This is a genomic window from Gracilibacillus salinarum (assembly GCF_022919575.1).
Taxonomy (GTDB): Bacteria; Bacillota; Bacilli; order Bacillales; family Amphibacillaceae; genus Gracilibacillus; species Gracilibacillus salinarum.
This window is the reverse complement of sequence record NZ_CP095071.1, coordinates 4,529,206-4,544,299: the sequence shown is the minus strand read 5'-3', so window position 1 is coordinate 4,544,299 and position 15,094 is coordinate 4,529,206. Positions and strand designations below refer to the sequence as shown.

The 15,094-nt window shown below is 39.8% G+C and carries 8 protein-coding genes; all 8 read right to left on the bottom strand.

The features are described 5' to 3' along the window. Positions 1-15 precede the first annotated feature (15 nt). Positions 16-1,491, bottom strand: coding sequence for a glycoside hydrolase family 1 protein (locus MUN87_RS21120; protein ID WP_244743821.1), 1,476 nt, complete (start codon positions 1,489-1,491; stop codon positions 16-18). 21 nt (positions 1,492-1,512) lie between these two features. Further along, positions 1,513-3,771 (bottom strand): glycosyl hydrolase family 95 catalytic domain-containing protein, encoded by a 2,259-nt coding sequence (locus tag MUN87_RS21115; RefSeq protein WP_244743820.1) that lies wholly within the window; start codon positions 3,769-3,771, stop codon positions 1,513-1,515. A gap of 5 nt (positions 3,772-3,776) precedes the next feature. Beyond that, positions 3,777-6,563 carry a beta-glucosidase gene (locus MUN87_RS21110; RefSeq protein WP_244743819.1) on the bottom strand — a complete coding sequence of 929 codons (2,787 nt, stop codon included), beginning with the start codon at positions 6,561-6,563 and terminating at the stop codon, positions 3,777-3,779. Positions 6,564-7,433: 870 nt separating this feature from the next. Next, complete coding sequence (locus tag MUN87_RS21105; RefSeq protein WP_244743818.1) at positions 7,434-10,838, bottom strand: glycoside hydrolase family 2 TIM barrel-domain containing protein; 3,405 nt, start codon at positions 10,836-10,838, stop codon at positions 7,434-7,436. A gap of 30 nt (positions 10,839-10,868) precedes the next feature. Then, positions 10,869-11,567 (bottom strand): DUF624 domain-containing protein, encoded by a 699-nt coding sequence (locus tag MUN87_RS21100; protein WP_244743817.1) that lies wholly within the window; start codon positions 11,565-11,567, stop codon positions 10,869-10,871. A gap of 30 nt (positions 11,568-11,597) precedes the next feature. Next, positions 11,598-12,386, bottom strand: coding sequence for a Nif3-like dinuclear metal center hexameric protein (locus tag MUN87_RS21095; RefSeq protein ID WP_244743816.1), 789 nt, complete (start codon positions 12,384-12,386; stop codon positions 11,598-11,600). Positions 12,387-12,474: 88 nt separating this feature from the next. After that, entirely contained in the window at positions 12,475-14,100 is a 1,626-nt protein-coding gene (locus MUN87_RS21090) for an ABC transporter substrate-binding protein (RefSeq protein WP_244743815.1), read from the bottom strand. Between the two features lie 114 nt (positions 14,101-14,214). Further along, the gene (locus MUN87_RS21085; protein ID WP_244743814.1) at positions 14,215-15,084 is read right to left on the bottom strand and encodes a carbohydrate ABC transporter permease; all 870 of its coding nucleotides are present in this window, start codon (positions 15,082-15,084) and stop codon (positions 14,215-14,217) included. Positions 15,085-15,094 lie beyond the last annotated feature (10 nt).

The following is a 15,094-nucleotide window of genomic DNA, read 5'->3' as shown; positions in this document are numbered from 1 at the left end:
GCATCGTACTTGGCATTACTTTAAGTCGCTGCCATTCGTTTCAATAACGTCCTTATACCAATAATAGCTTTTTTTCGGAATTCGCCCCAGCTCTTTTTCATCTTTTTCATCTCGGTCAATATAGACAAATCCGTATCGTTTCTGATAACCGTTTAACCAGCTTAATAAATCCGTAAATGACCAGGCGCAGTAGCCGATTAGTTCCACCCCATCGGTAATTGCCTTCCGTAACTCTACGACATGATCTTTTAAATATTGGATCCGGTAATCATCATCAATTGTCTTATCTGCTTTTAATTCATCATAAGCTCCAAGACCATTTTCTGTCACCATCATTGGCAGATCGTATCTGTTTTGCAGTCTTCTTAATGCAATCCGGATACCAACCGGATCGATTTCCCATCCCCATTTGGTCGTTTCTAAATGTGGGTTTGAAACACTGGTAAACATGCTTGTCTCTGGCGTCTGTGCTTGTTCATCTTTTGGCTTCATTAAATAGGGATCGGTTGCTTGAAAATCTTTTTCCAACTCTTGTTCATTTTCCTGAATCGGAAATTCGATTTCATTTGCCCGCACAGTACCTCCATGATAATAATTAACACCAAGAAAATCGGGCTTTGCTGCTTGCAATAACGCGTTATCACCAGCTTCGATCGTCGGTGCAATCCCAAGTCGGTCCAACTGCTTAAATGTCACCTTTGGGTATTTACCATGAACATAAACATCCAGCCACCAATGATTTTGAAATTCCTCTCCATTCAGTGCTGCCAATACATTGTCTGGTGAACAGTCAAAACTGTACATCGGTCCATAGCCAAAACTAGGACCGATTTGACCGTTCGGGACGAGCTCTCGGAAGCTTTGAATCGTCTTTGCATTGGCCAAATTAATAATATGATTCGCTTCAAACATCCGTTTCACATCTGAAACATTAGGCGGATGGGCCTGCCAGCGATAGCCTAAAGCCGTAAAAACGTTCTGTTCGTTAAAGCTGACCCAATACTTTACTTTATCTTTGAATCTATCAAATAATATTCTGGCATACTGATCAAAATCATCAATCGCTTGGCGAGACTCCCAGCCATTATATTTATCCTGTAATGCCTGTGGAATATCCCAATGATACAATGTCAGTACCGGCTCAATATGATGTGCCAGCAGTTCATCGATTAAATTCTCATAGAACTGCAGTCCAGCTTCATTAACTTCCCCCGCTCCTTCAGGAAGAATCCGACTCCATGCTACCGAAAACCGATATGCTTTCAAGCCCATTTCGGCCATTAAGGCAACATCTTCTTTGTAACGGTGATAGTGATCGACAGCAACATCTCCGTTTGTGCCTTCGAACGTTTTGCCAGGAATTTTGGTGAATTGGTCCCAAATTGATGCGCCTTTTCCTTCAGCGTTCCATCCCCCTTCAATTTGATAAGCGGCAGATGCTGCTCCCCATAGAAAATTTTTCGGAAACGGATCTAAATGTCCATGATACATATCGTTACACTCCTTCAAACATTATTTTGCTAGATCTATATGCAATGATTGTTTTTGATTACGAACTAATTGTAAGTGGTGCAAATGCTGATCTGATTTCGTAAACAAAGGTAAATAAAGACTTAGCTCCTGATCTGTTTGACTTTCTATTTCCAGATCTAAACGGTTTGCTTCAAGATCCCAGGAAAGCTGATGGACCGTCATCTGATGTGGCAACCTAACTCCACGTATCGTTCCACTTGCGATAGATGCAGGTATTGCCCCTAACAGTGTCAGTCTGTGATTACTGTAATCGACAAGCATTTCGTGTACGACCTGTGGCATTGCACCATTGCCATCGACATTAAAAATATTTTGTTCATTATAATGCGACATCATCAATGAAGAGAAGAAGCAATTATTAGTGATTAATAAACGGAAAATATCATCAATCAGCGCTGGCATGTGAAACTGGGTTGCACATAGAGCTGAATGCATACGGCCATGCGTCGATGAGGTATCTCCCTCTTCATTCAGTAGCCAGGCTTCCAACCGCTTTTCAAAAGCAATTCGAGAAGCCTTCCACATAACAGGGTCTGTTTCATCATTAAATTCTCGGCTTTGAAAAACCGGATATAAATGAGAGAAATGACGATGGTTATAGTTCTCTCCTTTATCCGGAGTTAACCATTCCTTCAGCGCCCCTTCTTGATTTATTTGATATGCAGGTAATTTTTCCAGCATCTCCTGACAGCTGTTTATTTTTTCATTGGAGTACCCGAGTATCTGATACGCTTCGATTAAGTTCGTCAGTACCTCTTTGGCAACTGCAATATCTTGGGTCGCATTATCTCCGGTTCCATTTTCAGCGGAATAGGATGGGGTAAAACGGTACGTACCATCCGCATCTTCGATAAGGAAATCTTGATAAAACAGAACAATCTCCTCCAGAAATGGAACTGCTTCATTTTGCAGAAAGATAGTATCTCCAGTAAAACGGTAATATTGATAATACCAGTGAGCTAACCAGCCAGCTCCACACGTCCATAGCACTAACGGCCAATCTTCGTTCCAATGCATATGCCTGCCGCTGTTACTGGAGTGAGCCGTTGCCAGAATCCCACGCGCCCCATAGTATTTTTGGGCATTTTCACGAAAGCCCGGCAGCAACTCTTTTATTAATCGGAAATAACCGGTAAGCCCTTCTAGTAAATCACTCGACAGCGCACCAGCAATGGAAAGTTGGACATTGGTATCAAAGGTAAAGTCACCACTCCAAGCAGGCTCAAATGTCCCGGTCCAAATCCCTTGTAAATTTGGTGTCAGTTCACCAGCACTGCAGATAAACATATAGCGGCCAGCGTCATACATTTTTTCTAATAAAACAGGCGTCATCTGATCGGCACGCTTCGCTTGTTCAACTAACGACCAAATCGGTTGCTGACGCTGTTCGTCTGTCGCAAGCTCTAACCGAACTCGATCAAACAATTCGCGGTGAATCTTTTCATGGCTCGCGAACAACCGTTGATAGCTAAGCTGCTTACCTACTTTCGCCTTTATAACGGTTCGATCTGTTGCTTGCTGATAAGGGCTGATCTCCATGGTTATTAAGATTGGCTGGTCACTTTGCAATTGAAAACCTGTTTCGTCAGCTAGAGGCTGTAAGTTGCTTGCTTCCACATCAATCCGCACATCATACCCACCTTCACTATGGACATAATCAAAATGAGTATGCATGGTATGGTGATGAATCCTGCTCGTTTGTTTCATTAGGGGATGCTGATAATCTTGTAAATGGATTTTGTATTCCCCTGGACTTAAGCAATGAATAATTTGATTCGTTTGTTGCGACACAAACGTTTTTCTAGAAAAAGCTTGACCGTTTGCCTGATAAGTGACTGTTAACTCTCCTGTCTGATAATCGATACTGCGCTGATAATCATTGTATGAAGAATGATCGGTCTCCACATGCAAATGAAAGCCAGGGTGAGAGGGATCGCTCATTAACAACCCCGGATATCCCAACTCTTCTGCTTTTTGATAATAAAACGAAAGTGCCTTATCATAGCCTTCGTGTTCTATAATCTGACGAAATTCCGTTAAGTAAGTGGCCATTTCTGGCAGTTCAAAACGATTTCCTTGTGGCAAATACAGACGACAGTGGTTGCCGATAATCGTATCTGATACAGGATCCCCCATCACCATGACACCATGGGAGCCATTTCCACTCACTAATGCATCTTCCCACTTCACCGCCGGACTGTCCGTCCAAATGCCTCTTGCTGGTATATCTGTTGGCACATTTCTCACCCTTTCTGTAATTGCACAGATTGTATTGATAGTTGTTTGTATTCCAATATCAGCTGAATCTTGTCATCATGGAGACTCTTCATGTCTAGCAAAATATCTTCCCATTGACTGGTCTGTACTTGTTGATAAGGAGTATCCTGTATCTCATTTACATGAAATCGAATAAATCCATTTCCTTTGAATCGGACTTTCAATATATTACTATCCATGACTTCGACATTACGAAACATAATACTGCCGCTAGTTTCACCTGCCGTCACACATGGTTGTTCTCTTTCCCCTTTTGTTAAAATGACATTTTGATAATCATCATAATTCTCAGCAGGCGTTTCTACTGCCAGTGATCGACCGGTAATTTCTTCCCCTCTTATTTCGACAGGATGAAAGCGATGAATAAGTCGTTCACTTGATTGTCCGATCGCAAACTGCACTTTTCCCTTTTCTAGTATGAATTGATTGGTTCTAATATCATACACCTGTAATTGCTCTGAACTGATAGTAAAATGTAACGCACGCTCCTCACCAGGCTTGAGTGAAACTTTCTCAAAAGCTACCAATTGTTTGTTTGGTCTATCGTAATAACTATCGGTTACTGCAGCATACAGCTGGATAACCTCATCCCGGAGAAAATCGCTTATATTCCTTACACGGAAAGAGAGAGTTATCGTATCTTGACGAGCGATGGTTGTCTTATTTAAATCAAAATTGTCGTAACGGACGTCTCCGTAACTCAAACCATGACCGAATGGGTATAAAATATTATCTTCGGCATATTGATACGTACGCTTGCCTTTTCGAATGTCATAATCGGTGATCGCTGGTAATTGATCAGAATCCTTTGGCCATGTCATACTTAATTTCCCTGAAGGATTGATGTCACCGAATAATAGCGCTGCAAGGCTGCTCCCGAGTTCTTGTGAACCGTGTGCACTGTACAAAATCGCCGGAACATGATCTTGTGCCCAATTGATTGCGAACGGATAACTTGCGATCACCACAACAATCAAATTCTGATTCGCTTTATATACTTCCTCTATCAATCGCTGCTGATAGTTTGGCAGATTAATATGTTCACGATCTTCTGTTTCTTTTCCGTTGATCATCGGGTGATTGCCAACACAGACGACCGCCACGTCACTTTCTTCAGCACATTGAACTGCTGCCTGGATTCCATCCTCTATGATTTCCTTTTCAAAGCTTGTGCCTGTTTCTCCTGTTACGATGACTTTTTCATCTTTTGTTATGATCGCCTGATCCTCCCAGTTTGATAGGGTGTACGCCTTGTCACCGGATTTCATGACACGAATTTTCTCCCGATTAAACCAATCAAACACTTCCTCTTTGTCTGCTTGATAGGTCACCTGTTTGTCAGGCTGCGTCAAATAACAGTCTGTATATTGACTTTTAAATACGTGCCAATCATTTCCCCAGTCTTCATCGGTAATAATTGCTTGTTCCCTGTTCGTTGCAGAAGTAATCCAATTGTTTGTTGGATCAATGGTCAAATATTGATTGGTATCACTTGTTTTCCAGGCGATACGATCAAAGCCGTCATGAAAAACTATTTCCGTTTCAGTTGCAAGATTTTTAATTCCATCCAGAGGTGTTATCTGGTAGGGAGAATAACCGGTATACCAGTCACGAAACACTTGATTGGAAGTGGGGCCAATTACAGCAAGTTTTTTTACTTTACTGCGGTTCAGTGGCAACATACGTTTCTCATTCTTCAATAAAACAATCGACTCGTCTGTTACCTGTCTTACCAGCTTTTGATGGTTTTCATGGTTCAAAACAGATTGATCGATTGCTGCATATGGATTATCAGATGAATCGGTATCAAAATGACCTAAGCGAAAACGGACTGTTACGATTCGTCGCACCGCTCGCTCAATGTCTGCTGCGGATAGTAAATCACGATCCCAAGCATCCTTGGCCGCCTTTTCTACCAGCTCTTTGTCGTCTACAAAACAGTCTATCCCCTTCTTCAATGCATCGGCCAACGCTTCAGCAAACGTATCATAATACTGATACTCTTCAACATTAAGTGTTAAAGCACCGCCATCACTAACAACAAATCCATCCATACCCCACTCGTTACGGACAATATCTTCTATTTCCTGAATTTGCATACATGGAATGCCATTCACACCATTATAAGCCGTCATCATGGACAAGGCTTTGGCCTCTTTAAAGGCAGGTTCAAACGCTTTCAAATAATACTCTTTCCGATTACGAAGATCAATACTGTTGGAGGTATCTTCTCTGCCTTTCTCATTATTATTTCCATAAAAATGCTTCGGTGCAGCTACGAGCTTTACGTAGAATGGATCGTCGCCTTGCATCCCTTTAATTAACGAAGTCGACAATACGCCGGTTAAATAGGGATCTTCTCCGTAGGCTTCTTCCGTTCGGCCCCATCTTGGGTCTCTCTCCATATCAATCGTTGGCGCCCATAAGGTAAGCCCTGTTTTTTCGTCTTTTAATTGATAAAAAGCTCTCGCTTCATCGCCAATCGCACTGCCGACTTGATGCATTAATAGTTTATTCCATGTATTGGATAAACCAAGCGGCTGCGGGAAAACAGTCGTCTTTGTCCCTTGGCGATCCACTACACCATGTGCTGCTTCACCACCAATGAAGTATTCTTTGATGCCAAGTCGGGGAATCGCACTTTGATGGGTACTTAACAGTGATATTTTCTCTTCGAAAGTTAACGCTTCCATTAATGCGGTCACGCGTTGTTCCAAAGAAAGTTTTGGAGAATGAAATGTCTGACTAGTCACGTCATCATACCTTTCCTAAATAGATTGATAAACTCAAAGGAAAACGGTTTCCTTTTCAGGCAAAAAAATAAGATCGTCTATCGTTTGAATTAAGTACATTATAAATAACTTTGTCATAAAAAGCAATATCAAATGGTTTTGTGGCAGAGTCAGAAGAAATCCCCTACTTCCTATAATATGGATTATGTTAAGTAGAACTGTGTTGCCAAATGGTCATTTTGATATAGATTATCAGCTTAGCAAAGCTCCGGAAATAAGCTCCGCGTCCTGTGGGCACGGCTTCAGCTAATTTAGGAAAGAAATTTCTTTTCTTTCCTAAATGGATCTTCAGCTCGCGCTGATTCCACGGGAGTCTCCGCATATTTCCTACGCTTGAGGGAAGTGCTACAACTTATGTAACTGCAAAAAGCAGTGGTTCTAGACATTTGTTTTTTATTCAATTGCTGTTATAAATGCAGCGACCAATATGCTAGTTCTTCCAGAAGTTGTAGAGTCCTTAACCTAGCGTAGGCCAACCACGTAGACTCCCGCGGGATTATGCAGGTGCTGAAGATCCACAACGTCTGCACCTGCGTCTACTAGTAAAGCTTCGAAGTAGGCTTCCTCGGTGCAAGGCAGCAGAGAAGTATTTCGGGTAGTAGCCTAGCTTCAGCCGTGCCCCGCAGGACGCGAAGTGGTTGGCCGGAGTGGTATCCCAGCACATTAAATATCTCAATATGGATGCTCGGCTAGCAATGGCTAGTAGACATAATCCATATTATAGGAACTCAACTTCTTGTTCAATAGTTTGCTGCTGTGACTGCGCTTATGTACTTTTTTGACTTTTTAAAAAAGCTGTTACCACTTATAAATGATAACAGCTTGACTGATCTATTCAATAAAGCGGAAAGCGCGGAAGTGAAAATCGGAGCCAGGCAAGAATAAAAACGTGACATTCTGTACTCCGTGAACATGCTCGAGAGCAAATATTCTCTCCTGGTAATCTTCTGAAAAAGAAAACTCTATAATTTGATCACTTTCACGTTGATCACCTTCAAGTCGAATATGAATGGTATTTTTTTCAATCGGAGAATGGCCCGTTATAGCAATCTTAGTCACTCCTTTTTCACCAAAATCAAATCGCTCAAACGTTAATGATACGTTATTGCCGATCTGTTCAACTGTATCATTCTCGATCCGATAACGATCACCATAAATATGATCCGCTTCTGCCGCTAAATTCCAATCTAACGCTCGATTCGCCTCCGTAAATTGGAAACCTTTGATATGCATTTTTTTGGTGGTGACGAACGATAACGATCTAATTCCTTTGATCCTGCGTGTTAATTGGAAGGTTTCAGATTGATAGACATTCCATTTGGAAGGCTTCTGATAGATTGCATCAGCTAATAATTCACTTTTCTCGCCACCAGGAACACCTTCCCATATTTGCAATGGATATTCCTCACTGGATAATGCAAAGATCGGTACAGTTATCTGTTCTGATCCAATTGAACCGAAGTTGATATCATGAAAAGTAACTACCGTAACACCGTCTCTGCTTGTGGCAACGCCTCGTTCGTTTCCATTTCCTAAATCCCCTTCGCTATAATCAAAAAGACCGGCTGAAACAAAATCATATGGATCTTTATAAGCTGTGCCAATTCCTTCTGCATGAAATTCCAATTCCGAAATAATCCTAATGTTGCTGGTGCCATTGGTACTTGTACAGCGAACACGGAAAGTGCCGTCACCAAATGCAGTAATCTTGGCTCTATTACCGAAAGCTTCGAGGGTTGCTATATTAGAGGTGATTCCGGTATCTGTAACGACACTCCACTCCAATTCCTGATAAGAGGCATTGGATGGCTGAACCGACGCACTGACAATCAAGTCTTGTTGTTGATCATTCAAGTGTTGCCCCTCTTCACTGTGAATTTTTATGTTGCGAACAGGGATTTCTTTTTCGTTCCCCATTACGACTGGGACGTGTTTATTTTCCATATTTGCTGATACACCTGTAACATCTTTTTCTGTCACAATAGACTGCATAACTAATTTCTCGGCAGGTATGCCTTCCGATGTTACTTCCATTTCGATTTCGCCCGGTTGTAATCTTGCCGCAATAATTGCCATCAATTTTCCACTAAATAATCGCCTGCTTGTTCCCTTGTATTGGTCATAATCAGTACTGTCACCATTATCCAAACCGATTAATCGACCGGCCCCTGAAACTTGAACATCGACCCTGTTCGCCGCATTCTCTACCGGATTGCCTGCTTCATCTTCCATCGTGATCTCAACAAAAATTAAATCTGTACCATCCGCCTCCATTGTCAATTTGTCAGGAGTTAATTTCATCGTCTTTGCTTCACCAAAAGAGTGCCTGCTTTCTGTTGCAATGATGTTATCATCTTCATCGTAACCCAGTGCAGTAACAGTGCCATCCTCATATGGCAGCTTCCACCAGCCTGTCAACTGATTACCATTTTGATAATTGGTATGAAAAGTTCCTATTGTTTCTCCATTAAATTGCAGCTCAACTTTGGGGGCATTCGAGCAGGCCCTCACATCAATGAGTTGCCCATTATTAAAATCCCAATAAGGAAAAATATGAACCATCGGCGCTTTTTTATAATCGGTCCATGCAGCCTGATAAATATAATAGGAGTCTTTCGGAAATGTTGCAGTATCAATCTGTCCAAGATAGGAATTTTTAGTATGATATGGTGTTGGTTCACCAATATAATCAAATCCAGTCCAAATAAATTGGCCTAGCGAAAAGGGGGTATCCCGTTCAGCGAGTATACATGCTTCTGCAGATTTGGCGCCCCAGCTTGTGGCACTGTTACCTAGAGCTGAACACTGTTGATCATCATCTGTTAAGATTGATTTCTCAAAAGGAAAATGATAAATACCTCTACTTTGAACGGTAGAAGCTGTTTCACTCCCATATATTACCCAATCGGGATGCGCTTGATGATGCCTATCATAATATTTTTCAGCATAATTATAACCAGCGATTTTCACTATATCTGCGCATTTCTGTGCATTTTCCCATGGCATATAGTTAGATCCGATTGTTATCACTGCGTTTTTTTCTGGATCAAATTCCTGAACGTAATTCACCAGCTTCTCTGTTATTCGCTGCCCTTGTTCATCCGCATGCGTATCATAGATCTCATTACCAATGCTCCACATAATTAAACTGACATGATTTCGATCACGTTTCACCCAACTTTTAATATCAACGTATGCCCAGTCTTTAAAAAAACGGGCATAATCATAAGGTGTCTTCGGTCTTTCCCACATATCAAACGCTTCTGAAACGATCAGGAATCCCATCTCATCTGCTAGATCCATCAATTCCTTAGCCGGCATATTATGTGCAGTCCGAATTGCATTCACACCCATGTCCTTTAAGATCTCTAACCTTCTTTTCAATGCTACCGGGTTAAAAGCTGCGCCTAAAGCTCCCAAATCATGATGCTCACAAACACCATTTAACTTCATGTGTTGTCCATTAAGAAAAAAGCCTTTGTCTGGATCTAATGTCACTTCTTTAAATCCAATTCGTTGGGAAATCATTTCAATGACAGTACCATTCACACTTATAGAAGTATCCAGTTGATACAAATGAGGTGATTCCACACTCCAAACAAAAGGGTCTTTAATGGTTAGTTCTGCCTTTTCCACACCCCTTCCCACCGATACTTCACCTGAATATGTATTCATTACTTCCCCATTTCTTATTAGTTCATGGTTTACTGTTAGTGACTCTGCGGCAAAAACACTTGTTTCAATAGCTAACTTCCAAACGTCCTTCTGTTTAAAAGAAGATACATAGATACCATCTGTTTCTATATAATTAGCACTTCTTTCTTTTAACCACACATTCCGATAGATACCAGCACCTGTGTACCATCTGCTATTCGGACTTTTGTAGGTAACTTTTAATAAAATCGTGTTGTTACCTTCCTGAAGATATGGGGTGATGTTATGTTCAAATCTGGAATAACCATACTTCCACTCACCCACCTGCTGATCGTTAACATACAACACAGAATCCATGTAAACCCCATCAAAAGTCAATAGTACTTCTTTACTCGATCCATTAAAATGATAGCCTTTCTTATACCATCCTATGCTATTTTCATATAATTGATTTGCATCGTAAATAAGCCAATCATGTGGAATATCCACCGGCTTAAAGTCTGGTAATGAACTATTCGTAACGTCTACATCAGTTTTAGCAAATAACCAATTATCATTAAATAATAACAGTTGATTTTTCATACTACACCGCACTTTCCATTTGTAATTATGCTATATTGTTTGTGTTTGGCCTTCTTTTTCCGTTTTGACAAAACTTGTTCCAACATCGTGAATAACCGGTAGTGTATTTAACACCAGGAACCATGCTACAAGGCTGGAAATAAAGAGAATAATAAAATCTGATGTAAAAAACATAAACACAACCGTTAAAAATAATATCGCAATATTTCCTGTTGAGCGTTTGATCCACGTCAACATGTAAAAAATAGAGAGACGATACGTATCTCTTAATCTAAATGTATAGTGTGTCGTAATCATAAGTGAATAGATAGATAATAAAACCAGTAGTAATAACAATACGATAAATATGCCATTCAATACCTGATTTATTAGTGTAGGATTCTGATTAAAATACTGAATATCAATTAATAATATAAAAAAAACAGTAATGATTGGAACCCATACTTTTAATACATCGACAAAATTGTTCTTGTATGCTGATAAAAAATCTTTCACAAAAGAATGACCATTCTCTTTCATTACGGACGACAAACTGTGAAATAAAGCAGCTAATGAGGGACCAGTTGGAATGAAAGCAATGTAGTACAGTAAAGCATTAGAGATGCTAGGTATCAGTATAATTAATGCCGCAAACAGCAAAATATTTGTCAGAACGAATAAAAGATTTAAAATTAGCAACTGATATACATAATAAGAAAATCGAAAAAATCCACCTTGATTATACTCCAATGTCAAACCCCTTTCTTTTTATCATTTCATTTACATCGTTTTTATACAATTCTCTGAAGCTATAAATGATACGGGTATACCGGGGTATCTCTGTCTCAGTTTTTCGGCTAGATAGTACATGCCTGGCTCTTCGCTTTCTAAATGCCCAAGTATAATTGCTGCTTTGTTATTCCCGATTGCGTTTGCATCCCTTACATATTCTGGCGTTTCCCATTCAGGCCCTTCTCCATAAATAACAGCATCAACATCATCATGAACAAATGGTGGAAGTGCTGTAGCTCCACCTCCCCTGTATCCTACTAACAATGCCACTTTACTAATATTTGCAGTCAAATTTCCCACATATCGTAATCGATCAACTACTAATTTCTGCTTCAACTCTGTTAATAACAGTTCTAATGTTTGTGTCGGCAGCTTAAATAACGAATATACCGATTGATGCTCTATTAAAAAAGGTTGCCAGGCAAGTGTGTTGATCATTCCTTGTTCGATACCATCAGGCTGTAATCTGTGAATGTGATCATGATAACGGAAAACAGTTAACCCAGATTCTTCAATCAATCTCTTTTTTTCGATAAATACATCACTTTTATCTTCCACGCTATTGTCATCATGACGATAAAACAGTCCTTCATGACAGATAAGCATATTAGCATCATTGCTTATCGCCTTTAGGATAGCTTGATAACTCGGCATATAAGCTACTGCTATTCCTTTCACATCTTTATTCTTGTCACCAAACTTTATCGTATCTACAGTAGGAACATGAGATGGAGTGTTGCTTCTCAAATCATTTATAACCTGTTGAACTGTCACCATTCAACTAACCACCTTTTCTAATCTTCCAACATATTTAAAGAGAACACGGAGAAAGAAACTCTCCGTGTTATAGGATCATTAACATTGCTTATTTATTATTCTGGTACACTTCATTTGCTAAATCCACGTATCCTTGAACATTTTTTGCTTCGATTTCTTTTACAAAGGTATCCCATTCATCCATACTTCGGTCACCAACAATAAACTTCAACGTATTTTGTTCCACTGAATCTTTTATTGGTGTGCTTAACAGTGTTGATTGCTCTAACTGCGTTGCATCATAACGGATTGGTGGATCAGGCAAAATCAATTCCTTTGTTTCATGCATGGCATTCTGGAATTCCACTTCTTCTTCACTAAACATAGAATGTAGGAGTTCAGTTGGACCGCCATAAGAGAAATTACCACCAGAGAAGCCATGATCAATCTGAAGATCTTCCTCTCCGTCTGGATTCATTCCACGGAACGTAATGTTTTCCGTTAATTGACGTTCACCATTTTCTTTCGTGAAAGTTTCCCCTTCTACTCCCCATTTAGCAAATTCTAACCCTTCGTCACTATAAAGTAACCAATCGATAAATTGCAGCATCGCTTCAAAGTTTGGATCTTCTGCAGCGGCTTTGGTAAACATAATACCATTCTCCAATTTACCACCTTCCATTAACTGCCCCGCAGGACCACCTGGTACTACAATTTTCTTAATTTCATAATTACCTTCACCTAGGGTATCGTCCATCGTATCACGATATTGGGTTAACGTTTGACCATTTGTATTAATGACAAAAGATTTACCATTTGTGAATTTTTCGATTGCTTGATCATCTTCTTGTGTAACACTCTCAGGATCCAGTAATCCCTGTTCAACGAGACCACTGAAGTATTCCACCATTGACCGATATTCGTCTGTTGTTGGAGAAAAAATAAATTCGTCGTCTTCTTCTACATACTCTAGCATGTTTCCTAGACCCCAGCCGGCTTTGGTACCGAAACCAGTCGCTGCTATTCCTAGAGTACTATTAAATTGAAACCGGTCTGAGAAAGGATAAGAATCAGGATAAGCTTTTTTCATCTCTTGAAGCATCTCTTCCACTTCTTCCCATGTAGTAGGTTCTTCCAGTCCCAATTCTTCCATAATATCTGTTCGAACTGCTAAACTGTAATCCGGCCAGACATCTTCATGAAGACCAGGTAATACATAATATTTTCCATCCTTTTGACGGAGCCCTTCCAGGAACGGTTCAATCTCCCATTCCTCCACCTTTTTTTGATAGTTTGGCATCATGTCAACATAATCACTAATCGGTATAATAGCGCCAGAAGCAACAAATTGTGTTTCTTCACCTGGATATGTTTTTGGAATAATATATGGTGCATCACCACTGCTGATCAGCAAGCTTCGTTTCTCCGTATAATCACTAAATGGTACGGATGTTATATCTAACGTGACATTTGTTTTTTCTGTTAATTCCTGCAAAAAAGTCCAGTCTTCCTTCAATGGATAGTTTGGATGATCACTGAAAAGCGTTGAAAACGTAACAGGTTCTTTCGCTTTAAAACTGTCCCCCGCTTGATAATCATCCATTGCAACACTTTCAGCTGAGCTGTTATCTTGCTCGTTTGATGACTCCGAATCACTGCATGCCACTAAACTTCCCAGCAAAACTACTGATAAAATAAATGTTAAAAACGAGTATCCAATACCTTTTTTAGACATTATAATTCCCCCTCTTTTTTTAAAAATTCAGCGAACCATCTGATGGCAAAATGAGCTATCCGCAGCTAAGCGAATGAATGTAATTGAATCACCTCCTCTGGCTCTTGAGAGAAGCTAACCTTTAACAGAACCAAGCATGACACCCGAAACAAAATACTTTTGAATATATGGATAAACTAATAAGATAGGTAATACCGTTAGCACCATCGTGACTGATTTAATATTGGCTGAAATCTGAACCATGTTATCTGCACTGGTTGCACCAGCACCAAGCGCTGTTTCAGCACCTTTAATCATATTCCTTAAATAAATGGAAACGGGGAACAATTCTTTATCCGTAAAGAAGATAAACGCCGGGAACCAGGAGTTCCAGTGTGCAACTGCATAGAATAGCATCATTGTTGCGATAATCGGTTTAGACAAAGGTAAAATGATCTTGAACAGAATCCCAAATGTATTACATCCATCCATAATAGCCGCTTCTTCCAATTCATCTGGAATATTCTGAAAAAATGTCCTCATAATTAGCATGTTAAAAACGCTTATCGCATTTGGGATAACAATTGCCCAAAGACTGTTACCAAATCCTAAAGAAGTAACAAGTACATAGTTAGGAATTAAACCTCCGTTAAAAAACATTGTAAAAACGAAGAATAATGTTAAAAATCTTCTTCCTCTCAATCTTGTTTTAGACAAAGGATACGCAATCATCGTTGATAAAACTAAAGAAATGAACGTACCTACCAATGTATAAATAACTGTATTTTTATAATTGATCCAAAACATCGTATCTGACATGATCACTTCATAAGTATCAAAATTGAACCCTTTTGGCCAGAGACTGACTTCCCCAGCATTGATATATGACTCTGAACTAAATGACTGTGCCACAATATTAATAAAAGGAAACAAAGTAACAAATACGATAAAAAGTAATAATGTTACATTAAAAACCTTAAACACCTTATATTGCCATGATTCCATTTCTCATACC

Bases quoted from the DNA above. Each gene is read 5' to 3' on its own strand.
- MUN87_RS21120 (WP_244743821.1), bottom strand. From the start codon at position 1,491: ATGTATCATGGACATTTAGATCCGTTTCCGAAAAATTTTCTATGGGGA.
- MUN87_RS21105 (WP_244743818.1), bottom strand. From the start codon at position 10,838: ATGAAAAATCAACTGTTATTATTTAATGATAATTGGTTATTTGCTAAA.
- MUN87_RS21095 (WP_244743816.1), bottom strand. From the start codon at position 12,386: ATGGTGACAGTTCAACAGGTTATAAATGATTTGAGAAGCAACACTCCA.
- MUN87_RS21090 (WP_244743815.1), bottom strand. From the start codon at position 14,100: ATGTCTAAAAAAGGTATTGGATACTCGTTTTTAACATTTATTTTATCA.
- MUN87_RS21085 (WP_244743814.1), bottom strand. From the start codon at position 15,084: ATGGAATCATGGCAATATAAGGTGTTTAAGGTTTTTAATGTAACATTA.